The following is a 24,456-nucleotide window of genomic DNA, read 5'->3' as shown; positions in this document are numbered from 1 at the left end:
TTGCAAGGCATCTCTCCCATGCGTTTTCTTTCCCAGACCCATTGCTGCGCAGCGGCCGCTGTGGCGCTGGCCTTGCTGGCCACCACAGCCCAGGCGCAAGGCCTGCGTGTTCCGGGCCAGTCCAGGGCGCCCCAGGCCGGCGATGCCTCCGTCTCGCGCGCGCTGGACGCCACCAACCAGCCCTTGTCGCGTGATCGCGGCGGCAATGCCGGCGTGCGCTCGGCCGACTACATCGTGGCCGTGGTCAACTCCGAGCCCGTGACCAACAACGAGGTGCGGGCCCGCATGGCGCGCGTGGCGCAGAACATTGCCGAGCAGGGCGGCCAGATGCCGCCCGAGGCGCTGCTGGCCCGCGAGGTGCTGGAGCGGCTGATCGTGGAAAAGGCCCAGCTGCAGGAAGCCAAGGACACGGGCCTGCGCGTGGATGACTACGCCGTGGACCAGGCGCTGACCAATGTGGCGCGGCAAAACGGCCTGGACAAGGCCGGCCTGCAGTCACGCCTGCGGGCCGAGGGCGTGAACGAAAAGCAGTTCCGCGAAGAACTGCGCCGCCAGATCACGCTGCAGCGCCTGCGCGAGCGCGATGTGGACGGCCGCGTGCGCGTGACCGAAGCCGACATCGACCGCTACCTGGCCGAGCAGCGCAGCGGCGGCGCCGACAAGGCGCCGGCGGCCGTGAACCTGGGCCACATCCTGATCGCCGTTCGCGAGGATGCCAGCCCCGCCGAAGTGGCCGAGCGCGAAGCCCGCGCCAAGCAGGCTGCCGAGGCGGCCCGCACGCAAGGCGACTTCCTGGCCGTGGTCAAGGAGTTCTCCGATGTGCCCGACGGCCAGGGCGGCGGCGCCATGGGCATGCGCCCGCTGGACCGCTACCCCGAACTGTTCACCAAGGCCGTGGGCCAGACGCCGCAGGGCGGCATCGTCGGCCCCTTCCGTTCGGGCGCGGGCTTTCACGTGCTCAAGGTGCTGGAGAAGTCGCAGGCCGGCATGCCTTCCGTGGTCACGCAAAACCATGCGCGCCACATCCTGCTGCGCATCGGCGACCAGATGACCGAGGCCGATGCCGCCAAGCGCCTGGCCGACTACAAGCGCCGCGTGGACAGCGGCCAGGCCAGCTTCGAATCGCTGGCCCGCGAGTTCTCGCAGGACGGCAGCGCGCGCAACGGCGGCGATCTGGGCTGGGCCTCGCCCGGCCAGTTCGTGCCCGAGTTCGAGCAGGTGCTCAATGCGCTGCAGCCCGGGCAGGTCAGCGACCCGCTGGTCTCGCGCTTCGGTGTGCACCTGATCCAGCTCATCGAGCGTCGCCAGGCCGCGCTGACGCCGCGCGAGCAGCGCGACATGGTGCGCAACGTGGTGCGCGAGCGCAAGCTCGAAACTGACTACCAGACCTGGCTGCAGGAGCTGCGTGGCCGCGCCTACGTCGAGTACCGCGAGCCCCCGCAATAAGACACCCCCCAAGCAGCCATGGCTGCGGCAGTCCACAATGGAAGGCGGTGCCATGGCGCACCGCCTTGCTTTTTCTATGAAACACATTCCTCGCAAACGCTTCGGCCAGAACTTCCTGACCGATGGCGGCATCATCGACGGCATCGTGCGTGCCATCGATCCCCGGCCGGGCCAGTCCATGGTCGAGATCGGTCCGGGCCTGATGGCCCTGACCCAGCCCCTGGTCGAGCGCCTGGGCCGGCTCACCGTGATCGAACTGGACCGCGACCTGGCCGTGCGCCTGCGCCTGCACGAGCAGCTCGACGTGGTCGAGTCCGACGTGCTCAAGGTGGACTTTCGCGCCATCGCTGCGCGCCTGGGCGTGCCCAAGCTGCGCATTGCGGGCAACCTGCCCTACAACATCTCCAGCCCCATCCTCTTTCACCTGCTCGAGCAGGTGGACGTGGTCGAGGACCAGCACTTCATGCTGCAAAAGGAGGTCATCGACCGCATGGTGGCCTCTCCGGCCACGGCCGCCTATGGGCGGCTGACGGTCATGCTGCAGTGGCGCTATGCGATGGAGAGCGTGCTGTACGTGCCGCCCGAGAGCTTCAATCCGCCGCCCAAGGTGGACAGCGCCGTCGTGCGCATGGTCCCGCGCGAGGCGCCGGCGGCCCTGGACGCGAAGCTGCTGGAGGAGATGGTGCAGGTGGCCTTCAGCCAGCGGCGCAAGATCCTGCGCAACACGCTGGGGCGCTGGCTGGAAGCCAAGGGCTTTGACGGGGAGTTCGACCTGCAGCGCCGCGCCGAGGAAGTGCCGGTGTCCGAGTACGAGGCACTTGCAGCCCGGTTCACGCGCAGCTAGACGCAGGTGGCGCACGGCGCCAGCGCCCACATGGGACGCTGGCGCCGTGCAATCAATGTGCGGCTCTTACAGGAAAGAGTAGAAGCAGCGGAACGGGATCTTGCGCTCGGCCCAGTACTCGGCCGCGTCGCGGAAGCTGTCCAGCAGCTGCTCGCGCACTTCCTTGTCGAACTTGGGCGTGGTCGGGATCTGGTCGAGCACGAGCACAAAGCCCGGCTGCGGGCCGGCCTTGTGGATGGGGTCGGTCAGGCAGTCGTAGAGCGCGTCGAAGTTCTTGCCGAAATGCGCGGGGAAGAAGAACTGCGTGGCCAGCAGCTCCAGGATGTCGGCCTTGGTCTGCGCATGGGCCAGGTTGGCATACAGGAAATGGCACCCCAGCGTCTCGGCCGCCTGTTGCAGATCCTCCACCCTGTAGGCGCGGATGGACTGCACGATGTTGGCGCGCACGTTCCGCAAAGGGGTGTCCGGGATCTTACGAAGTGGTGCATCCATCTCCGTGGCTCTTTCTCTAACGTGGATGTGGCCTGCGGGTACGGGCACCTGGCCTGCGGCGTCCCCGGGCTGTGGATGAAATGCAGACCCCTGCCAGCGCACTGCGTCGGACGCGGAGGGTCGAACTGGCTGCAAAGACTGGGTCGAGGTCATTCGATGATCTTGCGAAAGCTGCTGTAGTGGTCGCTGGTGTAGTAGCAGGCATCGGGCTGCTGGGGCTCTCCGCCGCAGACGATGCGGCGGGCTCCGCGGTCACGCGAGCCGGGCGTGCGCACCGTGTACTCACGGTAGTAGCCGCGCGACTGGCGCGGCAGGATGCGCTCGCGGTTGCCGAACACCGTGCCGTCCTTGTCGTGGGCAAAAGGCCCGCCGCGCAGGATCAGCGTATAGGTGGAACGGCCTTCGCGCGGCAGCTCTGACAGGGTGACGGTGGCCATGGCCGCCGTCGAATCCGCGCTCTCGGGCGCCGAGCGGCGCGCATCAGCGAGCGAGGGCGACAGCACAAAGGCGGCCCCGACGATGAGCGCTAGACCGGACTGGTACGCCTTGGCGGCGGCTGCCTTCAGCATCAACTACACCTTTCAGAAATCCAGGGAAGCCCTGAAATCTCGACCCGCTAGTGTGACGGAACACCCCTCAAAATGCAAGTTCTGCCTAAAAAACAGGCAGCTTGACCGAGGAAATGTCTGGGGATTGAACAGTGAGAAGGCAACTCTGCGCCTGAGTTGCCTTCCATTCAATGCAAATGCCGCCCGTTGTCTCAAAAACGCGCGCGGCCAAAACGAGGGACACCGAGCAAGGGCCGCCCCGCAGCGAGGGTGTCGTCCCCCTCCCGCGAAGCGAGAGAGGGCGCCGTGCACACGGGGGAAGCGGCGAAGCCGCTCAGGGGGTGCTTAACGGTTAGCGTTAGCGTCCGCCACCGTCAGCGCCGTCATGTTGACGATGCGGCGCACCGTCGTGCTCGGCGTGAGGATGTGCACGGGACGAGCGGCGCCCAGCAACACGGGGCCGATGGCAATGCCGCCGCCAGCGGCCTGCTTGAGCAGGTTGTAGCTGATGTTGGCCGCGTCGATGTTGGGCATGACCAGCAGGTTGGCATTGCCCAGCAGCGTGCTGTTGGGCATGAGCTGGGCGCGGGCCTTGCCGTCCAGGGCCACGTCGCCGTGCATCTCGCCGTCCACTTCCAGCCAGGGGGCCTGCTCGCGCAGCAGCTCCAGGGTCTGGCGCATCTTGACGGCGCTGGGCTGGTTGCTGGAGCCGTAGTTGGAGTGCGACAGCAGGGCGGCCTTGGGCTTGACGCCGAAGCGCATCATTTCCTCGGCGGCCATGATGGTGATCTCGGCCAGCTGCTCGGCCGTGGGGTCGTAGTTGACGTGGGTGTCCACCAGGAAGACCTGGCGGTCGGGCAGCAGCAGGCCGTTCATGCAGGCATAGGTCTGCACGCCGGCGCGGCGGCCGATCACCTGGTCCACGTACTGCAGGTGGTGCGATGTCTGGCCCCAGGTGCCGGTGATCAGGCCGTCCACTTCGCCCTTGTGCAGCAGCATGGAGCCGATCAGGGTCAGGCGGCGGCGCATCTCGATCCTGGCGATGGGCACGGTGATGCCCTTGCGCTCGGTCATGCGGTGGTAGGTCTGCCAGAAGTCGCGGTAGCGCTCGTCGTGCTCGACGTTGACCACGTCGTAGTCCTGGCCCTCCTTCAGGCGCAGGCCGAACTTCTCGATGCGCTGGGCAATGATGGCCGGGCGACCGATCAGCGTGGGGCGCGCAATGCGCTCGTCCACCACGATCTGCGCGGCGCGCAGGATGCGCTCTTCCTCGCCTTCGGCATAGGCCACGCGCTTCTTGGTGGCCTTCTTGGCCGTGGCGAACAGCGGCTTCATCATCGTGCCCGAGGCGTAGACGAAGGTCTGCAGATGGGCGCGGTAGGCATCCATGTCCTGGATCGGGCGCTGGGCCACGCCGCATTCGGCGGCAGCCTGGGCCACGGCCGAGGCGATCTTCATCATCAGGCGCGGATCGAAGGGCTTGGGGATCAGGTACTCAGGACCGAAGCTCAGCTGCTCGCCCACGTAGGCTGCCGCCACTTCCTCGCTCTGCTCGGCCTGGGCCAGTTCGGCGATGGCGTGGACGGTGGCGATTTCCATCTCGGTGGTGATGGTGGTCGCGCCGCAGTCCAGCGCACCGCGGAAGATGTACGGGAAGCACAGGACGTTGTTGACCTGGTTGGGATAGTCCGAGCGGCCCGTGGCGATGATGGCGTCGCTGCGCACGGCCTTGACATCTTCGGGAACGATTTCGGGGTTGGGATTGGCCAGCGCGAAGATCACCGGGCGCGCGGCCATCTTGACCACCATGTCCTGCTTGAGCACGCCGCCAGCGGACAGGCCCAGGAAGACGTCGGCGCCTTCGATGACCTGGCCCAGGGTGCGCAGCTCGGTGGCGCGTGCGAACTGGGCCTTGTCCTCGTCCATCAGTTCGGTGCGGCCTTCGTAGACCACGCCGGCCAGGTCGGTGACGAACACGTTCTCCCGGCGCAGGCCGACCTTGAGCAGCAGGTTCAGGCAGGCCAGGGCAGCGGCGCCCGCGCCCGAGGCGACGAGCCGGACCTCCTCGATCTTCTTGCCCGCGACCTTGAGCGCGTTGACCATGGCCGCAGCCACGGTGATGGCCGTGCCGTGCTGGTCATCGTGGAAGACGGGGATCTTCAGGCGGCGGCGCAGTTCGCGCTCCACGAAGAAGCACTCGGGCGCCTTGATGTCTTCCAGGTTGATGGCGCCGAAGGTGGGCTCCAGCGCGGCGATCACGTCGACCAGCTTTTGCGGGTCCTTCTCGTTGATCTCGATGTCGAAGACGTCCACGCCCGCGAACTTCTTGAACAGGACGGCCTTGCCTTCCATCACCGGCTTGGAGGCCAGCGCGCCGATGTCGCCCAGTCCCAGCACGGCCGTGCCGTTGGAGATCACGGCCACCAGGTTGCCGCGCGCCGTGTACTTGAAGGCGGCGGCCGGGTCCTTGACGATCTCTTCGCAGGGCGCTGCCACGCCGGGCGAGTAGGCCAGGGCCAGGTCATGCTGGTTGGCCATGGGCTTGGTCGGCACGATGGTCAGCTTGCCGGGCTTGGGAAACTCGTGGTATTCGAGTGCGGCACGGCGCAGCTGGGCACGTTTATCGGAAGGGGTCGGGGCCGTGTTGTCGGACATCAAGCGTCTCCAGCGAAGGCATGGCCAACGCACGCGCGGATCAGCCCGCGTGCCGTCGGCCGAGGTAGGGGGGAACCGATTGTAGGCCGACAGGCAATAGCCGGGCCCTGCTGTGAAACTGTTGTGATGCCTGGTTGCCCAATGTCCCGCGGCGGCGGCGGTCTTTGCTTGCGCGGCGCCGCAAAGCCGGGCAATCAGATGGCGTCCATCAGATGGCGTCCAGCGGAAACACCGGGCGGCTGACCTGGGCGAACGGAAAGCGCGAATAGTCCGAGGTGGTCACGCCGGGGCTGTCGCACTCGACCAGGCCGGCCGACAGCGGCACGAAGACGGGCCGGCAATACATGCGCGACTTGAGCAGCACGAAGCGAAAGCGCGTCGGGTCCATGCCCACGCAGTGGAACACGCCCAGGTCCCAGGGCTCGTGCGTCTGCTCGGTGATCACGATCTGCGCTGCGCCCGTGTCCAGGCAGACCGTGCGGCCCATGTGGCAGCGCTGGCCGGTGTAGATGGGGCCGCTGACCGTGTAGGCGCCGTCGCTGACGGCGCGCACCGTGCCGCGCAGCCGCAGCGGCTGCTTGTGAAGGCCGATGCGTTCCAGCGAGACCTTGTTGCCCAGCGCGATCTCCACCTCGGCGCCTTCGCCCGCCGCCGTGAGCGAGGCAACCGCTTCGGGGTCGCACAGCGGGCCCACGGCAATGCCTGACAGGCCCAGCTCCAGCGCGGTCTGCAGCACGTCCATGGTGTCGCAGGTGCCGCCGGACATGCAGTTGTCGCCATGGTCGAGCAGCAGCACGGGGCGGTCGGCGCCGTCGGCCAGGGCCTGGGCGCGGCGCAGCGAATCGGCCAGCGGCTCGCTGCGGTAGACGAAGTCGGCGCGGCGCTGCCAGATCCGGGCGGCCAGCGCGTCCACGCTCGCCTGGGTGGCCGCGCGTTCGTCAGTCCTGCAGGTGGCGACCACGCTCACGCAGGGCGCGGCGATGTCGGCCAGCGAGAAGCCGCCGAACACCGAGACCGCGGGCAGGCCCTCCGCTTCCAGGGCGCGCGCTGCGTTCACGGCGTCCAGCATGGGGCCGTCCAGCGTGGTGCTGCGCAGCGTATGGCTCATCAGGGGCAGGCGGTGCCAGCACACGGCGTAGCGCGCGCGGCCGGCCAGCATGTCCAGCAGCAGGCGGCCCGCATGCTCGCCGGTCTCGTACATGTCGATGTGCGGATAGGTCTTGAAGCCCACCATCACGTCGGCATTGCCCACCATTTTTTCGGTGATGTTGCCGTGCAGGTCCAGCGCCACGCCAACGGGCACGCCGGGCGCGGCGGCGCGCACGCGTTCGAGCAGGTCACCTTCGCCGTCGGCGCTGTTCTCGGCCACCATGGCGCCGTGCAGGTCCAGCAAGATGGCATCGCAGCCCGGCGCGGCCGCCACGATGCGGTGCGTGAGTTCGTCATAGGCGGCCGCATGCACGGGGCCGCTGGGATTGGAGGTGGCCGATACCGGCGTGACCAGGGTGGCGCCCGCCGCCTCGGCCAGGTCGATGAAGGCGGCCATGGCCGTGCGCATGCCCTTGTTGGCCGAATAGGCCGCCTCGCCATAGGTGGGCGCAAACGCCTCGATGGGCGTGGGCACGGGCGAGAAGGTATTGGTCTCGTGGTTGAGCCGGGCGATCAGGATCTTCATGCCGGCACCCCGCCGTCCGCTGCCTGCACCACGCCCGCGGCCGCCAGCATGGCGCGCAGCAGCACGTTGCAGCCGGCCTCCAGGTGGGCGGGCTCGGCATCCTCGATCTCGTTGTGGCTGATGCCGTCGGCGCAGGGCACGAAGATCATGGCGGCAGGCGCCACGCGCGCCAGGTAGACGGCATCGTGGCCCGCGCCGCTGACCACGTCCATGGCGCTGTAGCCCAGGTCGGCCGCATTGGCGCGCACGGCCTCCACCAGGTGCGGCGTGAAGGGCTGGGGCGGGAAGTAGACGACCTGCTCCACGCCAATGGTCACGCCACGCGCGGTGGCAATGCGCTCGCAGGCCGCGCGCAGTGCGGCATCCATGTCCAGCAACTGGCCGTCGTCCGGCGCGCGCAGGTCCACGCTGAGCTTGACGCCGCCCGGGATCACGTTGCGCGAGTTGGGAAACACCTCCAGCGATCCCACGGTGCCGCGCGCATGCGGCAGGCGGTCCAGGGCGATGCGGTTGACCTCGGCCACAATGCAGCTGGCGGCCAGCAGGGCGTCGCGGCGCAGCTCCATGGGCGTGGGGCCGGCATGGGCCTCCATGCCCTGCACGCTGACGTCGTACCAGCGCTGGCCCAGCGCGGCGCTGACCACGCCGATCACGCGTTCATGGTTTTCCAGCACCGGGCCCTGCTCGATATGGGCCTCGAAATACGCGCCCACCGCAGGCGCCGGGCCGGCCGGCCCGGCATAGCCGATGGCGCGCAGCGCCTCGTCCACGCTCACGCCCTGGGCATCGCGCTGGGCCAGCGCATGCTCCAGCGTGAAGGCATTGACGAACACGCCCGAGCCCATCATCACAGGCACGAAGCGCGAGCCTTCCTCGTTGGTCCACACGACCACTTCCAACGGGGCGCGCGTGCGCACCCCGCCATCGTTGAGCGTGCGCAGCACCTCCAGCCCGGCCAGCACGCCGTAGTTGCCGTCGAACTTGCCGCCCGTGGGCTGGGTGTCGATGTGGCTGCCCGTCATCACGGGCGGCAGCGCATCGTCCAGGCCTGCGCGGCGCGCGAAGATGTTGCCGATGGCATCGACGCGGATGCTGCAGCCAGCCTCGCGCGCCCACTGCACGAAGAGATCGCGCCCCTGGCGGTCCAGGTCCGTCAGCGCCAGGCGGCACACGCCGCCCTTGGGTGTGGCGCCTATGCGCGCCAGGTCCATCAGCGATTGCCACAGGCGGGCGCCGTCGGTGCGCAGCCCGGCCGCAACGGCGGCGGCTGCAAGAGGGGTACTGAGATCCATGAATGACTCCTGGGAATGCGAAAGGCGGTTGATCAGGCGATCCCTACACCGAGATACCGGTCCTTGATGGCGTCATCGGCCAGGAAAGCGGCATTGCCTGCCTCGTGCGCAATCGCACCCTGTTCGATGATGTAGTGGCGGTCGGCCAGCTGGGTACAGACCTCCAGGTTCTGCTCCACCAGCAAGATCGCCACGCCAGCGGCCTTGATGGTCTTGAGCTGGGCCACGATCTCCTCCACGATCACGGGCGCCAGGCCCTCGACGGGCTCGTCCAGCATGAGCAGGCGCGGCGCGTTCATCAGGGCGCGGCCTATGGCCAGCATCTGCTGCTCGCCACCCGACAGCTGCCCGCCGCCGTTGCCGCGCCGCTCCTTGAGGCGCGGGAAGATGCGGTAGATGTCGGCCAGCTGCCAGGGCGAGCGTTTGCGCTGGCCCAGCAGCAGGTTCTCCTCCACCGTGAGCAGCTTGAAGATGCCGCGGTGCTCGGGCACCAGGCAGATGCCGCGCTGGGCCACCTGGTGCGTGGCCAGCCGGTGCACGGGCTCGCCGCCGAAGCGGATCTGCCCCTGCGAGGGCTGCATCACCCCCGCGATGGACTTGAGCGTGGTGGTCTTGCCCGCGCCGTTGCGGCCCAGCAGCGTGACCAGTTCGCCGTCCTGCACCTGCAGCGACACGCCCTGCAGCACATGGCTCTTGCCGTAGTGGGCGTGTATGCCCTCGACCGAAAGCAGGGGACCGCTCATGCCTTTCCTCCCGTGATCATGTTGCCCAGATAGGCGCTGCGCACACGCTCGTCGGCGCGGATCTCGTGGGGCAGGCCTTCGGCCAGCACACGGCCCTGCTGCATGACGGTGATGGTGTCGGAGATGTCCATGACGATGTTCATGTTGTGCTCGATGAGCACCACGGTGTGCTCATCCCTGAGGCCCTGGATCAGGCGCTTCATCTCGTCCAGGTCATCGATGCCCATGCCCGAGGTCGGCTCGTCCAGGAAGATGGCCTTGGGCCGCGCGGCCAGGGCCATGCCCACCTCCAGCCGCCGCTGCTGGCCGTGCGAGAGGTTGCCGGCCGGCGTGTCCGCATGGCGCTCCAGGCCCAGGCGCGAGAGCACGCTGGCCACGGTGTCGGCCAGGGCGCGAGCACCCACGGGCGCGTTCCAGCAGTCCAGCGCCCTGGCGGGCGCCACGCCCTGGGCGGCCAGGCGCAGGTTCTCGCGCACGGGCAGGGTCAGGAACAGGCTGGTGACCTGAAAGGACCGTGCCATGCCACGCCGCACGCGGCGGTGGTCGGGCTCGCGCGTCACGTCGTGGCCGTCGAACACGATGCGCCCGCCGCTCACGCTCTTGGTGCCCGTGAGCATGTGGAACAGGGTGGTCTTGCCCGCGCCGTTGGGGCCGATCACCGAGTGCACGGTATGGGCGCGCACCTTGAGGTCCACGCCGCCCAGGGCGACGAACTTGTCATAGCGCTTCTCGACGCCCACGGCCTCGAGCAGGATGGGAGATGCTGCGGCGCTCATGCCTGGCCTCCTTTGGTTTCTGCAGCGGCCGCCTCGGCATCTGCCGGCCCTTTGCGGCGCACCAGGGCCCACAGGCTCTCGCCCAGGCCCCACAGGCCGCGCTGCAGGCCCAGGCTCACGATCATCAGCACCACGCCCAGCAGCAGCAGCCAGCGTGGCCACAGGGTGGACAGCCAGTCGCCCAGCAGCACATAGAAGGCCGCGCCCAGCACCGAGGCCAGCAGGTTGCCCGTGCCGCCGATCACGGTCATCACCAGGATCATTTCGCTGGTGTGGTACTCGGCATTGGACAGCGGGGCGATGCCCGTCATCATGGCGTGCAGCGCGCCGGCCAGGCCCGTGACTGCGCCCGAGATCACGAAGGCCTGCAGCTTCAGCAGCCTCAGGTCGTAGCCCACGGCGGCGGCGCGCTCCTCGTTGTCGCGCACGGCCAGCAGCGTGCGGCCGAACATGGAGTCGCAGACGCGGCGCAGCAGCCAGAACACCACCAGAAAGAGCACGGCCACAAAGCCGTAGTACTGCCAGGGCGTGGCCAGCGGCCACAGCGTCTGGCCGGCCACCGCGAGGGCGGGGCGGGGCACATCGAGCAGGCCGTTGTCGCCGCCGGTGATGTCCGTGGCCGAGTAGGCGATGAAGTAGAACATCTGCGCAAACGCCAGGGTGAGCATCACGAAATAGGTTCCGCGCTGGCGTATGGCCACCCAGCCGACGATGGCCGCGCCCACGGCGCCCATGGCGGTGGCGGCCAGCAGGGCCAGCGGCATGGGCAGGGGCCAGCGTGTCAGCAGCAGGGCGATGGTGTAGCTGCCCAGCCCGAAGAAGATGCCCTGCCCGAAGGACAGCAGCCCCGTGTAGCCCAGCAGCAGATTGCAGCCCATGGCCGCGAGGCCGAAGATCAGCACTTCGCTGGCCAGCGAGCCCGACTGCATGCACAGCGGCATGGCCACCACGATGGCCAGCGCGAGAAGGAGATGGGAATGCCTGGTCATGGTCTTCATCCTTTGCGGCCCAGCAGGCCATGGGGTCGCAGCAGCAGCACGGCGGCCATGGCCACGTAGATCATCAGGCGCGCGCCCTCGGGCCACAGCGTGCTCATCACGCTTTGCACGATGCCGATCAGCAGGCCGCCGACCAGTGCGCCGCCGAAGCTGCCCAGCCCGCCCACGACCACGATCACGAAGGCCACGCCCAGCGCCTCCACGCCCATGAAGGGCTCTGCGCCGCGTATGGGCGCGGCCAGCACGCCGGCCAGCGCCGCCGTGGCGGCGCCCAGCGCGAACACCAGGCTGAAGATGCGCAGCACGTTCACGCCCAGCAGGGACACCATCTCGGTCGATTCGCTGCCCGCGCGCACCGCGCTGCCCAGCCGCGTGCCTTCCAGCAGCCACCACAGCAGCACGGCCAGCACGGCGGTGAAGCCGATCACGAACAGCCGGTACTTGGGATAGACGAAGCTGCCCCACATCACCACGCCCTGCAGCAGATCGGGCACGGCCACGCTGTCGCCCAGCGGGCCCCATTGCACGATCACCAGCTCCTGCACCACCAGGGCCAGGCCCACGGTGACGATGATGTGGAACTCATGCGCCTTGGCATACACATGGCGCAGCATGAGCTTTTCCACCAGCCAGCCCAGCGCGCCCACGGCCAGCGGCACCACGATCAGGGACAGCCAGAAGCTCATGCCCCAGCGCGTCATCTGGTAGCAGAAATAGGCGCCCAGCAGGTAGAAGGCACCGTGCGCGAAATTCACGAAACGCAGCAGGCCGAAAACGATGGACAGGCCCACGGCCAACAGGAAATACAGCATGCCTATGCCGATCCCGTTGATGGTCTGAAGCAGATAGATGCTCATACAGGGTCCGAAACGATGGACGAAGGAGGCGAAGTGCCCGGTGGCTCTGAAGCACGCCGGTCATGGTGCTGTGCCTATGAAACTGGCGCAGCCTAAGTGAGGGACACCGAGGAAGGGCCGCCCCGCACCGAGGGTGTCGTCCCCCTCCCGCGAAGCGAGAGAGGGGGAAGGCGCGCAGCGCCTCAGGGGGAGCTCTAAACCAGCTTGCAGCCGGTCTGGTCTACGGGCAGGAAGGACTTGCCGGAGCTGACCACATCCACGTAGTCGTCCTTGTTCTTCATCTTGGACTTGGCCTTGCCCTTGAGCAGGTAGTAGTTCTTGAGCACCTGGTGGTCTGCCTTGCGCACCTCTTCCTCGCCCGTCAGGCCCTGGTACTTCATGCCTTCCAGCGCGGCGACCACGGCCTTGGGGTCGACCGTGCCGGCCTTGACGATGGCATCGATCATCAGCTTGGTGCAGATGTAGTGGCCGGCCAGGCTGTAGTTGGGATTGGCCTTGAACTTGTCGTTGCAGCGCTGCACCAGATCACGGTTGAGCGGCGTGTCCACCGTGTGCCAGTACTGGGCGCCGAAGTACACGCCGTCGCACAGGTCGGCGCCCAGCGACTCGAACTGCTCCAGCCCCGAGGCCCAGGCGATCAGGATGGTCATGTTCTTGTTCATGCCGAAGCTGATGGCCTGGCGCAGCGTGTCCGAGGACTGGGCGCCGAAGTTCAGCAGCAGCAGCACGTCGGGCTTGGCGGCCACGGCATTGGTCAGGTAGCCGCTGAACTCCTTTTCGGTCAGCGAGTGGTAGCTGTTGCCCACATGCTCGATGCCCTTTTCCTTGAAGATGTTCTTGGCCGCCGTCAGCAGGCCGTCGCCGAACACGTACTGCGGCGTGATGGTGTACCAGCGCTTGGCCTTGGGCAGGGATTCGATCAGCGGGCGCACGGTCTGCTCGATGGCGCCGAAGGTGGGTGCCGACCAGCGGAAGGTGGCGCTGTTGCAGTCCTTGCCCGTGATCTCGTCTGCGCCTGCGGTGGTGATGAAGATGCCGCCGGCCTTCTCGGCCTCCTTGCCCATGGCCAGCGCCTCCGACGACAGGATGCCGCCTGCGAAAAAGCGCGTGCCCTGCTGCTGCGAAGACTCCTGCAGCTTGCGCACGGCCGTGGCGGGCTTGCCCTCGGTGTCCAGCACGGTGTAGGCCAGCGGGCGGCCCAGCGCCTTGCCGTATTGCTCTATGGCCAGCTTCATGCCCAGGTCCGCGTACTTGCCGTTGGCCGCGAAGGCGCCCGACATGGGCACGGGGCAGGCGAACTGGATGCTGTCCTTGGACTGCGCCCAGACGCTGCGGCCCAGGCCCAGCGATGCGGGCAATGCGCCCAGTGCCGAGAGTTGCAGGAGGTGACGACGTTGCATGGGATCTCCGTGATGGGGACTGAAGGCGCTGCGGCCCGGGTACGCTTTTCAGAGCAAGTTGCATGCCAGTCGAAACGGGTGCGTGCAGGCTCCTTGATTCATATTTATAGTGATAAATACAAGGAATAGGGCGCGTGCTAACCCTAGGCGCAAACGCCCACGCGCCATGGCGGTGCATACTGCACCAAACCCGTATGCAGACTGGGCGCGGACACGATCCGGTGCCCTTCCGGAGAACACAACAATGGCTACACCCAAGTCGGCCCCCCTGGCGATCCGGCAGCTCAAGCGCCCGGATCTGGTGGCCCAGGAGATCAAGCGCCTGATCACCGAAAAGAACCTCAGCCCCGGCGACCGCCTGCCGCGCGAAAGCGAGCTGCAGGCCCAGTTCCAGGTCAGTAAGGGAACGATCCGCGAGGCTCTCAAGTCGCTGGAAGTGCAGGGGCTGATCACCATCTCCACGGGCCCTTCGGGCGGGGGCATGGTCGTGGAGGTGCCGCTGGACCGCACGCTGCAGTTCATGCAGAACTACCTGTTCTTCCAGGAGGTGACCATCGACGACATCTACACGGTGCGCCAGATGCTGGAGCCCGAGCTGGCGGCAGGCGCCGTGCCCCATCTGACCGAGGCCGATTTCGAGGCCCTGGAGCACAGCATCGCCTGCTGCGATCCCACGCAAAGCAGCGACGACCTGGTGAGCCAGCGGCGCGAGGACGTGAACTTCCACGACATCCTGGCGGCCGCCAACCCCAACCCGTTCCTGCGCTTCACCTGCGAGCTGATCAACGAGATGATCCGCCAGCTCATCGTCTTCGCCAACCGTACTCCGCAGGCCGAGCACCGGCGCTTCGGCGAGGCCAATGCGCAGTTCCACCGCAGCATCGTGCAGGCCGCGCGCGAGCGCGATGCTGCGAAGGTGCGCGCATTGATGCAGGAGCACATGCGCGATGCGGCCAGCAGCGTCAAGCGCATGAAGGGCCGCATCCAGGGCCGGCTCATCCTCGATGCCGACAGCCTGCGCAGCCCGCGTCCGCGACGCGCCGTGCAGCCGGTGGAAAAGGCCGCAGCGACAGCGCCAGGGACTGCGTCAAAAACAACGGCAAGGGCGAGCGCAAGGACCACCGCGAAGGCCCCGGCAAAGGCCCCCGCAAAAACCATCCCAAAGGCCTCCGCAAAGACGGCTGCGAAGACTCCGGCAAAGTCGCCTGCGAAGGCCACGTCCGCGCGTCCTGCTGCCGCACGCAAGCGCGCGGCCTCCTGAGCTGTCCCGCACCGGTCATCGGCGCCCCACGCCACGCGTTTCGCGCTGCCCGCTGCTGGTATGCTGCCGCGCGCTTGGCCTTCACGCATTCCCCTCACGAGACAACAGCATGAGACAAACCCCTTTCGCATCCTCCCGCACCCCGGTGCGCCGCGCAGCCCTGTGGCACGCCCTGGCCGGCGGCCTTGCGCTGGCGGCCACGCTGGCGGCGCCCCTTGCCCATGCCCAGGGCGCAGGCAGCTATCCGTCCAAGACCATTCGCCTGGTCGTGCCCTTCGCACCCGGTGGCTCCACCGACATCCTGGGCCGCCTGCTGGCGCAAAAGCTGGGCGAGAGCATGCACACCACGGTGGTGGTGGACAACAAGCCCGGTGCCAACGGCACCATCGGCTGCGACCTGGTGGCCAAGGCGCCGGCCGACGGCTACACCGTGGTGCTGGGCGACGTGGGCTGCATGGCCATGGCCAAGGGCCTGTATACCAAGCTGCCCTATGACCCGCTGCGCGACTTCGCGCCCATCAGCCTGGTGGCGCGCAGCCCGCTGGTGCTCACCGTGGGAGCGCAAAGCCCGTTCCACTCGCTCAAGGAGCTGACGGCGGCGGCCCAGGCCCAGCCCGGCAAGCTCAACTACCCCTCGTCGGGCACGGGCGGACCCAACCATCTGGGCGCCGAGCTGTATGCCATGCAGGCCAAGGTCAAGATCGGCCACGTGCCCTACAAGGGCAGCGCGCCTTCGGTGGTGTCGCTGGCCGCCGGCGAGACCGACTTCGGCTTTCTCACGGCCGTGACCATTGCCGCGCAGCTCAAGGCCGGCAAGGTGCGCGCGCTGGCCGTGGCCCACAACGAACGCCTGCAGTCCATGCCCGACGTGCCCACCATGTCGGAGGCCGGCCTCAAGGACTTCACGGCCGATGCCTGGTTCCTCGCGGCCGTGCCCGCAGGCACGCCCAAGCCCATCGTGGACCGGCTCTACGCCGAGATCGCCAAGGCCCTGCCCGCGCCCGAGGTCAAGGAAAAGCTGGACGCCATGGGCGTGCTGCCCTCGGGCCTCAAGCCCGATGCCTCGGCCCAGTTCCTGCGCGTGGAAGTGGACAAGTGGCGCGATGTGATCAAGAACGCGGGCATCACGCTGGACTGATTTCGCAGCCTTGCCGTTGCCATGCAAAAAGCCCCTGCGGCCTCACGGCCCAGGGGCTTTTCTCATGTGCCGGAGATGCTCAGTTCGTTTCGGTCAGGGCATCGCCCAGGGCGCTGACCAGCCGCTCGATCTCGGCCTTCTCGCTGATGAAGGGCGGCGCGATCTGGATGGTGTCGCCGCCGTAGCGCACGTAAAAGCCCTTGTCCCAGCACTTCATGGCGATCTCGTAGGGACGGCGGGCCGGCTCGCCGGGCAGCGACTCGATGGTGAAGCCCGCAGCCAGGCCGAAGTTGCGGATGTCGGCCACATGCTTTGCTCCCTTGAGGCTGTGCACGGCCTGCTCGAAGAACGGGGCCAGCGCGCGCACGCGGCCCGGGCCGTCCTCGCGCTGCAGCAGGTCCAGCGCGGCCACGCCCGCTGCGCAGGCAATGGGGTGGGCCGAGTAGGTATAGCCGTGCGGGAACTCCAGCATGTACTCGGGGCCGCCCGCTGCCATGAAGGTGTCGTAGATCTCCTTGCTGGCCACCACGGCGCCCAGGGGCTGGGCGCCATTGGTCACCTGCTTGGCGATGTTCATGATGTCGGGCGTGACGCCGAAGGCCTCCGCTCCCGTCATGGCGCCGCAGCGGCCGAAGCCCGTGATGACCTCGTCGAAGATCAGCAGGATGTTGTTCTGCGTGCAGATCTCGCGCAGGCGCTGCAGGTAGCCGGCCGGCGGAATCACCACGCCGGCCGAGCCCGAGAAGGGCTCGACGATGACGGCCGCGATGTTGCTGGCGTCATGCAGGGCGATCAGGTCCAGCAGCCGGTCGGCCAGCGCGCGGCCATCGGTGGCAGGCATGCCTTTGTGGAAGGACCCCAGCGCCGGCTGCGTGTGCGGCAGGTGGTCGGCCTCCACGCCCTGGCCGAAGGTCTTGCGGTTGCCCACCATGCCGCCGACGGAGATGCCGCCGAAGTTCACGCCGTGGTAGCCCTTCTCGCGCCCGATCAGCCGGGTCTTGCCGCCCTGGCCCTTGGCGCGCCAGTAGGCGCGTGCCATCTTCAGCGCCGTGTCGGCGGCTTCCGAGCCCGAGCCCGTGAAGAACACATGGTCCAGGCCTGCGGGCGTCAGCTCCTTGATCTTGTTGGCCAGCGCGAACGAGGCCGGGTGGCCGAACTGGAAGGCCGGCGCATAGTCCAGCTGCTGGGCCGCGCGGCCGATGGCTTCGGCGATCTCGCGGCGGCCATGGCCCAGGCCCGAGCACCACAGGCCCGACAGGCCGTCGAAGATCTTGCGGCCGTCGGCATCGGTGTAGTACGCGCCCTGGGCGCTGGTGATCATGCGCGGGCGCGCCTTGAACTCGCGGTTGCCGGTGAAGGGCATCCAGTGGGCCTCGAGCCAGGCGGCATCGGTGCGCGTGGCGGGGGCGGCGCTTTGTTCGGTGGGAACCAGGGTCATGGCGATCTCCTCGAGCCTAGGGAAGAAATGTGGATCGGCCCATTGTGAGCGCGCTGTTTGATTTCGCGAAGAGCACGATATCGAGGTTTACTTGCATATTTCTGCAAGTGACCAAGCGCCTGCCGGTCGCGGCATGGCGTGCGCGCATTGGGGGAATCCGTCGCCACTGCCGCCCCGTGGCTCCCCTATAGTGGCTCCCCTGTAGCGGTGGCCATGTCCGGCAAGCACACCGGGAGGCGAATGGCGATGGCGGAATTTTCTCTGGAGACCCCTGCGAGCCGCCGGGCACGCGATGGCCGTGCGCGCGCGGCGCTGGGCCAGCTGGGCGACATGGATCTGCGCCTGCTGCGCGTGTTCAAGGCCGTGGTCGAGTGCGGCGGCATGTCGGCTGCCGAGCTGGAGCTGAACATCGGCAGCTCCACGCTGAGCCGCCACATGAAGGACCTGGAAGAGCGCCTGGGCCTGACGCTGTGCCGGCGCGGGCGCGCCGGCTTCGCGCTCACGCCCGAAGGCCACCGCATCTACGAGGCCACGCTGCAGCTGCTGGGCGGCGTGGAGGGGTTTCTGGGCCAGGTGGACGACATCCATGGCCGGCTGGCCGGTACGCTGGACGTGGCGCTGTTCGACAAGACCGTGGGCAATCCGCAGTCACGCATTCCCGAGGCGATAGGCCTGCTGCACGATCAGGCGCCGCAACTGCACCTGCGGCTGCACGTGGCCTCGATACAGGCCATCGAGCGCGGACTGATGGAGGGGCGCTGGCAGGTGGGCGTGCTGCCCTCTGCACCCAGTTCGAGCGCGCTGGACAGTGCCCGGTTGTTCGGCGAGCGCATGCAGCTGTACTGCGCTCCCGGCCATCCGCTGCATGGCGCCGACCATGGCGGGCTGGACTGGGACAGCCTGGGCGCACATGCCTTTGCAGGCCTGGGCTACCAGTCACCCAATATGGCGCTCAGCCACCAGGCCGGCCTGCAGCGCCAGGCCACGGGTTTTGACCAGGAGGCCATTGCCATGCTGGTGTGCTCGGGCCGCTACCTGGGATTTCTGCCCGACCACTACGCACAGGCCATGGAGGGCCAGGGTCTGCTGCAGGCCGTGGCCCCCCACCGGTTCTTCTATCTCTGTGATTTCTTCGCGGTCTGGCGCAGTGCCGTGGTGCCTGGCCGTGCAGCCCGTGTGTTCATCGACGCGCTGCTGGGCGTGCACCGTGAATGAACGGCTTTGCCACAGCCTTGGCAAGAGGAAAATCACAGGTTTGCGAAGAGGCTATGCACAGCTTTTCACACAGCTTGTGCACATATTTTCCAGCGTATGCGCTTGACAATGTTTGGCATTGTGACCGGCGCCGGGGCTTCAGTCCGCCCCGATGCGGTCGAAAGGCATGTATGGATTCCGTGCCGGCCATGGGCCGCACGGGCAGCGCCTTGATACCAACGATTTCGCATTTCCCGGGTTCTTGCCACCATGCGCCGCCATGTCCACCTCTCTTGCCGCCACGGCAGGGCCGGGTTTCAGCCCGTGCCGCCATCGACCATCCTTGCCAGGGTTTCGGTCAGCCAATTGCCGAATGAGGCGTCCGCGCTGAAGGACCGCAGGGGCGTGGGCATGTTCGTGCTCCTGGCGGGTTCAGGCCGCAGCCGCAGTGGCTGCTGCGGGCGGCGCCATGCCGGCGCCCGCGTCGGCACGGCGGCGCAGGCCGCGCTCCCACAGCTTTTCATGGAAGAAGAAGGCCACGGCCTGCACCGTGGGCTCCAACAGGCTGAGCGTCAGCGCGGCCCAGAGATTGCGGGTCACGGCATAGGCCACGGCCGCTGCCACGGTGACATGGATGACGTAGTAGCTGGCGGTCTTCAACAGCGTGCGTCGGTGGTGGTGAAGGGTCTGGCGGATGCGGCTCATGGGGCTCTCCTCGGGATGAGACTCCATGCTAGGTGCGAGGAATAGTTATGGCCAATCGAAAATGATCATCAAAGTTATAAATACTATCGATGGCCGGCGGTTGCGTGCTGCGGCCTTGTGCCATGCGGGGGGCGCGCCATGAGCTGGGACCAGATTTTCGTGCTCGGCTGGGCGCCGCATCCGCAGTGGTTCCAGTGGCTGCATCCGGGCCTGGTGACGCTGTCGGTGCTGGTGGCCGTGGCCACGTCGGTGATGGCCATGCAGATTGCTGGGCTGGCGCGCGATGCCGCGTCGCCGCGCATACGCCGCGTGGGCGTGCTCACGGGCGCCTTCTGCCTGGGCGCGGGCATCTGGGCCATGCACTTCATCGGCATGCTGGCCTTCGTGCCCTGCACCTTTGGCGACTACGACCCCTGGATCACCACGCTGTCCATGCTGCCCAGCATGCTGGCGTCCTGGCTGGCGCTGACGCTGATGGTGCGGCCGCAGCTGTCCACGCAGGCGCTGGTGGGCGGCGGCGTGCTCATGGGGCTGGGCATTGGCTCCATGCACTACATCGGCATGGCGGCGGCCCAGACCTGGACCTCGATGCTCTACGACCCCTGGGGCGTGCTGCTGTCGGTGATCGTGGCGGCAGGCATGGCCGTGCTGTCGCTGTGGGTGCGCTTCAGGCTGGGCAACACGGGCCGGCTGTGGCCCACGCTGGTGGCCGGCATCGTCATGGGCCTGGCCATTTCCTGCATGCACTATGCGGGCCTGTATGCACTGCGCCTCAAGCCCGAGATCGATGTGCTGGCGCAGGTGGAGTCGCCCACGCACGCGCTGCTGGTGTTCTCCATCGTCGGCATGGTGGTGCTGATCTTCGGTCTGGTGTTCGCGGTCAACATGACGCTGCGCTACCGCCAGATCTACCGCCAGGTGCAGCGCAGCGAATCGCGCCTGCGCGCCGTGGTGGAGACGGCAGTGGACGGCATCGTGATGATCAACGGGCGCGGCAGCATCGTGTCGTTCAACGGCGCGGCCGAGCGGCTGCTGGGCTGGACGGCGCAGGAGGTGGTGGGCCGCAGCGCAAGCCTGCTCATGCCCGCGTCGGGCTGCGATGGCGATGGCGGCTCGCTGCAAAAGCATCTGGCCACGGGCTTTGCGGGCCTGCTGGGCTCCAGCCGCGATATCAACGCCATGCACAAGGACGGCACGCAGATCGCCGTGCGCCTGGCCGTGGGGCGGGTGGCGATTGCCGGCGATCCGCTGTACGTGGGCTTTGTGACCGATATCCGCGAGCGCCGCCAGATGCTGCAGTCGCTGCGCCGCAGCGAGGAGCAGTACCGCACCCTGATCAACAACGTGCCCGGCACCACGTTCCGCTGCCTGTACGACGGCAAATGGACGCCGCTGCTGCTCAGCCGCTCCATCGAGGAGTTGACGGGCTGGACCGAGCAGGATTTCACCGATGGCCTCACGGGCTGGGACCGGCTCATCCACGCCGAGGACCGCGACCGGCTGGAGGCTGCGGTGGCGCATTCTCTGGCGCGGCGCCAGACTTACAACGCCGACTACCGCCTGCTGCACCGCGACGGCAGCACGCGCTGGGTGTCCGAGACCGGGCGCGGCGTCTTCAACGAACAGGACGAACTGACCTGGATCGACGGCGTGATCATGGACCAGACGGCGGCGCGCGCGCGCAATGCCGAGTTCGAGGGCACGGTGCGCGCCATCGACCTGTCGCTGGCCACCATCGAGTACGACCTGCGCGGCCATGTGCTGCGCGCCAACCGCAATTTCCTGGACCTGTTCGGCTACCGGCTCGACGAGGTCGCGGGCCGCCACCACGGCATGTTCTGCGAGCCCGGCTATGCGCATTCGCCCGAGCATGTGCAGTTCTGGCGCCGCCTGGCCGAGGGCGAGTTCCAGGCCGGCGAGTTCCTGCGCTGCGGGCACGAGGGGCGGCGCATCTGGGTGCAGGCCACCTACAACCCCATACGCGGTGCCGACGGCCGGCCCTACAAAATCGTCAAGCTGCTCACCGACATCAGCGCCCAGCGCAAACTGGCCCAGGAGCTGGTGCTGGCCAAGGAGCATGCCGAAGCCGCGGCCGCCGCGCGCAGCACCTTCCTGGCCAACATGAGCCACGAGATCCGCACGCCCATGAACGCCATCATCGGCTTCACCGAGGCGTTGCGCGAAACCGCGCTGCAGCCCACGCAGGCGCGCTACCTGGACACGGTGCACTACGCGGCGCGCTCCATGCTGCGCCTGCTCAACGACATCCTGGACACGGCCAAGCTCGACAAGGGCGCGGTGGAGCTGGAGATAGAGGACTTCTCGGTGCGCGAGCTGTGCCAGCAGATCCTGGCATCGCTGCGCATCACGGCCGATCGCAAGGGCCTGGACCTGCGCCTGGACTACGACCCGCACACGCCGGCCGCGCTGCGCGGCGACGGCATGCGTGTGCAGCAGATCCTGGTGAACCTGCTGGGCAATGCCGTGAAGTTCACCGAACGCGGCCATGTGCTGCTGCGCGTGCGCTACGAGCAGGGCGTGCTCCAGCTCGATGTGCATGACACGGGCATAGGCATCGCGGCCGAGAAGATCCACCGCATCTTCGACCCCTTTGCCCAGGCCGACGCCTCGACCACGCGGCGTTTCGGCGGCACGGGCCTGGGCACGACCATCTCGCGCCAGCTGGCCGAACTCATGGGCGGCAGCATCCAGCTGCACAGCACGGTGGGCGTGGGCACGGTGTTCGAGGTGCGCCTGCCCCTGCCGGTCGGCGAGAGCCCGCTGTCCGAGCGCGGGGCGGCCAGCCGCGGCCTGCCGCCGCTGCACATCCTAGCCGTGGACGATGTGCCCGAGAACCTGGAGCTGCTGCAGATCAACTTCTCCAGCCAGAACCACCAGATGGTGCTGGCCCACGACGGTGCCGAGGCGCTGCGCTGCGTTCAGGCGCAGGAGCCTCCTTTCGACGTGGTGCTGATGGACCTGCAGATGCCGGGCATGGACGGCCTGGCGGCGGCGCGCGCCATCCGTGTCTGGGAGCGGCAGCTGCAGCGCCGGCCCGTGCCCATCGTCGCGCTGTCGGCCAGCGTGCTGGAGAAGGACCGCAGCGACGCCACCGCCGCCGGCATGGACGGCTTTGCCTCCAAGCCGCTGGACATGGCGCGGCTGCAGGCCGAGATCGCACGCCTGCTGTCGCTGCAGGTGGCGCTCAAGGAGGCCAGGCCGCCCGCGCCCGCCAGCGCCCAGCCGGGGCTGCCTGATGTCACGGTGGACTGGGCCTCGGGCATTGCGCTGTGGGGCCGGGTCGATCCGCTGGTGGCCGCCATTCGGCGTTTCCTCAATGAACAGCTGGACCTGGCCGACCGCCTGCGCCGTGCCCTGCAGCGCCCCGGACCCGAGGCCTTGATCGGCCTGGCGCACCGCGTGCGCGGCGCGGCCGGCAACCTGGGCCTGCAGGCCGTGTACCGGCTGGCATCGCGCCTGGAAGGCCTGGCGCAGGAGGGCGCCGGGCAGCCGCAGCTGCTTGCCCTCATCGACCAGCTGCACCAGGCGCTGGATGCCGTAGCGCGCGAGCTGCGCCAGCGCCACCCGGCCGCCATGCCGATGGCCGAGGCACAGGGGGCGGCATCGGGCGAGGCGCCGGGCCAGGCGCAGGGCCATGCGTGGGCGCAGGCCGAGGGCGATGCGGCGCCCCAGGCGGGCGCACCCGCCCTGCCTGCCGATGCCCGGCCCTGGCTGGAGCGCATCGTGGCCGCCTTGCACAGCGGGGAGCTGGACGGGCAGGCCATGCAGGCCCTCGTGCGCATGCTGACGGCCGAACAGCTTCAGCCGCTGCAGCAGGCACTGGATAATTTCGACTTCGAGCGCGCGCAGGAATGCGCCCAGCAGTTGCAGCAGCAACTGCCCTCGAACGATGGAGACAGAGCATGAATGCGCCCAATCTATTGGCAACGGACAAGCGCCCGCGCCTGCTGCTGGTCGATGACGACCCGACCAACCTGCATGTGCTGCGCCAGATCCTGGGCGAGGATTACCGGCTCTCGTTCGCCACGGACGGGCGCAAGGCTCTGCAGCTGGCCCAGCACCAGCCGGACCTGATCCTGCTGGATATCATGATGCCCGAGCTGGACGGCTACGCCGTGTGCCGCCAGCTCAAGGCGCAGGCCGACACGGCCCGCATCCCGGTGATCTTCATCACCGCCCTGTCTGACGGACAGGACGAGGCCCTGGGCTTTGCCTCGGGCGCGGTGGACTACATCGTCAAGCCCGTGCGCGCGCCCGTGGTGCGGGCGCGGGTGCGCAACCACCTGTCGCTGGTCAAGCTCGACGAGCTGCGCAGCACGCGGCTGCAGATCGTGCAGCGCCTGGGCCGCGCGGCCGAGTACCGCGACAACGAAACCGGCATGCACGTGATCCGCATGAGCCACTACGCAAAGACGTTGGCGCTGGCGGCCGGCTGCACCGACGAATGGGCGGACGACCTGCTCAACGCCGCGCCCATGCACGATGTGGGCAAGATCGGCATCCCCGATGCCATCCTGCTCAAGAACGGCCCGCTGACGGCCGAGGAATGGACGGTCATGCGCCGCCATCCGCAGATCGGCGCCGAGATCATCGGCGAGCACGATTCCCAGGTGCTGCAGATGGCCTACAGCATCGCGCTGACCCACCACGAGAAATGGGACGGCACGGGCTATCCGCAGGGCCTGGCGGGCGAGGACATCCCGCTGGCCTCGCGCATCGTGGCCGTGGCCGACGTGTTCGATGCCCTCACCACGGAACGCCCCTACAAGCACGCGTGGACGGTGGACGACGCCATGGATCACATAGAGCAGCAGGCCGGCGCCCACTTCGACCCGCGCCTGGTGCCGCTGTTCATCGGCCTGCGCCCGCAGCTGGAAGACATACGCGAGCGCTGGAAGGATTGACGGGGAACCGATTCCGGCAGGGTGCGCCGGGGCTTGGGCAATCGCTTACCCTGGGCGGCCTGTCTCCGG

19 protein-coding genes are annotated in these 24,456 nt (G+C 68.0%); 7 read left to right on the top strand and 12 right to left on the bottom strand.

The genetic code is table 11. The features are described from left to right. The first annotated feature begins 18 nt into the window (after positions 1-18). Both ACN20X_RS28910 and rsmA read left to right on the top strand, forming a co-directional pair. Positions 19-1,446: a peptidylprolyl isomerase gene (locus ACN20X_RS28910; RefSeq protein WP_034365467.1), complete on the top strand. Its 1,428-nt coding sequence runs from the start codon at positions 19-21 to the stop codon at positions 1,444-1,446. Positions 1,447-1,522: 76 nt separating this feature from the next. Then, a complete protein-coding gene (gene rsmA / locus ACN20X_RS28905; RefSeq protein ID WP_017404994.1) occupies positions 1,523-2,290 on the top strand; it encodes a 16S rRNA (adenine(1518)-N(6)/adenine(1519)-N(6))-dimethyltransferase RsmA in 768 nt (255 codons plus the stop codon). 66 nt (positions 2,291-2,356) lie between these two features. On the opposite strand, the gene ACN20X_RS28900 is transcribed toward rsmA, so the two are convergent. The 10 genes from ACN20X_RS28900 to ACN20X_RS28855 form a co-directional block, all read right to left on the bottom strand. Beyond that, positions 2,357-2,782: a barstar family protein gene (locus ACN20X_RS28900; protein ID WP_013804792.1), complete on the bottom strand. Its 426-nt coding sequence runs from the start codon at positions 2,780-2,782 to the stop codon at positions 2,357-2,359. Positions 2,783-2,931: 149 nt separating this feature from the next. Next, entirely contained in the window at positions 2,932-3,351 is a 420-nt protein-coding gene (locus ACN20X_RS28895) for a guanyl-specific ribonuclease (RefSeq protein ID WP_016447232.1), read from the bottom strand. A gap of 324 nt (positions 3,352-3,675) precedes the next feature. After that, positions 3,676-5,985 carry an NADP-dependent malic enzyme gene (locus ACN20X_RS28890; protein WP_016447231.1) on the bottom strand — a complete coding sequence of 770 codons (2,310 nt, stop codon included), beginning with the start codon at positions 5,983-5,985 and terminating at the stop codon, positions 3,676-3,678. Positions 5,986-6,193: 208 nt separating this feature from the next. Further along, positions 6,194-7,660 (bottom strand): M81 family metallopeptidase, encoded by a 1,467-nt coding sequence (locus ACN20X_RS28885; RefSeq protein ID WP_074921141.1) that lies wholly within the window; start codon positions 7,658-7,660, stop codon positions 6,194-6,196. Beyond that, on the bottom strand, positions 7,657-8,952 hold the full coding sequence (locus ACN20X_RS28880; RefSeq protein ID WP_046984818.1) for a Zn-dependent hydrolase: 1,296 nt from the start codon (positions 8,950-8,952) through the stop codon (positions 7,657-7,659). The genes ACN20X_RS28885 and ACN20X_RS28880 overlap by 4 nt, the downstream gene beginning before the upstream one ends. Before the next feature lie 32 nt (positions 8,953-8,984). Continuing rightward, positions 8,985-9,695 carry an ABC transporter ATP-binding protein gene (locus tag ACN20X_RS28875; protein WP_013804788.1) on the bottom strand — a complete coding sequence of 237 codons (711 nt, stop codon included), beginning with the start codon at positions 9,693-9,695 and terminating at the stop codon, positions 8,985-8,987. Beyond that, positions 9,692-10,471 (bottom strand): ABC transporter ATP-binding protein, encoded by a 780-nt coding sequence (locus ACN20X_RS28870; protein ID WP_012207823.1) that lies wholly within the window; start codon positions 10,469-10,471, stop codon positions 9,692-9,694. The genes ACN20X_RS28875 and ACN20X_RS28870 overlap by 4 nt, the downstream gene beginning before the upstream one ends. Further along, positions 10,468-11,460 carry a branched-chain amino acid ABC transporter permease gene (locus ACN20X_RS28865; protein ID WP_016447228.1) on the bottom strand — a complete coding sequence of 331 codons (993 nt, stop codon included), beginning with the start codon at positions 11,458-11,460 and terminating at the stop codon, positions 10,468-10,470. The genes ACN20X_RS28870 and ACN20X_RS28865 overlap by 4 nt, the downstream gene beginning before the upstream one ends. Before the next feature lie 5 nt (positions 11,461-11,465). Continuing rightward, positions 11,466-12,326, bottom strand: a complete 861-nt coding sequence (locus tag ACN20X_RS28860) for a branched-chain amino acid ABC transporter permease (RefSeq protein ID WP_016447227.1) — start codon at positions 12,324-12,326, stop codon at positions 11,466-11,468. A gap of 194 nt (positions 12,327-12,520) precedes the next feature. Further along, positions 12,521-13,726: an ABC transporter substrate-binding protein gene (locus ACN20X_RS28855; protein ID WP_034365479.1), complete on the bottom strand. Its 1,206-nt coding sequence runs from the start codon at positions 13,724-13,726 to the stop codon at positions 12,521-12,523. 244 nt (positions 13,727-13,970) lie between these two features. Between ACN20X_RS28855 and ACN20X_RS28850 the strand changes: the two genes are divergently transcribed. Both ACN20X_RS28850 and ACN20X_RS28845 read left to right on the top strand, forming a co-directional pair. Then, on the top strand, positions 13,971-14,987 hold the full coding sequence (locus ACN20X_RS28850) for a FadR/GntR family transcriptional regulator (RefSeq protein WP_160850968.1): 1,017 nt from the start codon (positions 13,971-13,973) through the stop codon (positions 14,985-14,987). A 109-nt stretch (positions 14,988-15,096) separates the two neighbouring features. Further along, the gene (locus ACN20X_RS28845) at positions 15,097-16,125 is read left to right on the top strand and encodes a Bug family tripartite tricarboxylate transporter substrate binding protein (protein WP_016454212.1); all 1,029 of its coding nucleotides are present in this window, start codon (positions 15,097-15,099) and stop codon (positions 16,123-16,125) included. Positions 16,126-16,204: 79 nt separating this feature from the next. Here ACN20X_RS28845 and aptA read toward each other — a convergent pair whose 3' ends face one another. After that, the gene (aptA, locus tag ACN20X_RS28840; protein ID WP_016447223.1) at positions 16,205-17,563 is read right to left on the bottom strand and encodes an omega-aminotransferase AptA; all 1,359 of its coding nucleotides are present in this window, start codon (positions 17,561-17,563) and stop codon (positions 16,205-16,207) included. Between the two features lie 246 nt (positions 17,564-17,809). Here aptA and ACN20X_RS28835 point away from each other — a divergent pair, with 246 nt between their 5' ends. Then, the gene (locus ACN20X_RS28835; protein WP_473210147.1) at positions 17,810-18,778 is read left to right on the top strand and encodes a LysR family transcriptional regulator; all 969 of its coding nucleotides are present in this window, start codon (positions 17,810-17,812) and stop codon (positions 18,776-18,778) included. A 411-nt stretch (positions 18,779-19,189) separates the two neighbouring features. Here the strand turns inward: ACN20X_RS28835 and ACN20X_RS28830 are convergent, their stop codons facing one another. After that, on the bottom strand, positions 19,190-19,462 hold the full coding sequence (locus tag ACN20X_RS28830) for a DUF2061 domain-containing protein (protein WP_016447220.1): 273 nt from the start codon (positions 19,460-19,462) through the stop codon (positions 19,190-19,192). Positions 19,463-19,600: 138 nt separating this feature from the next. Here ACN20X_RS28830 and ACN20X_RS28825 point away from each other — a divergent pair, with 138 nt between their 5' ends. Both ACN20X_RS28825 and ACN20X_RS28820 read left to right on the top strand, forming a co-directional pair. Beyond that, positions 19,601-23,389: a PAS domain S-box protein gene (locus ACN20X_RS28825; RefSeq protein ID WP_473210146.1), complete on the top strand. Its 3,789-nt coding sequence runs from the start codon at positions 19,601-19,603 to the stop codon at positions 23,387-23,389. After that, positions 23,386-24,387: an HD-GYP domain-containing protein gene (locus tag ACN20X_RS28820; RefSeq protein WP_016447218.1), complete on the top strand. Its 1,002-nt coding sequence runs from the start codon at positions 23,386-23,388 to the stop codon at positions 24,385-24,387. Before ACN20X_RS28825 ends, ACN20X_RS28820 begins: the two co-directional genes overlap by 4 nt. The last annotated feature ends 69 nt before the right edge of the window (positions 24,388-24,456 follow it).

It is taken from the genome of Delftia sp. PX-1 (assembly GCF_055797465.1).
Note: the sequence above shows the minus strand (reverse complement) of the source record. Positions and strands in the feature narration are given on the sequence as shown.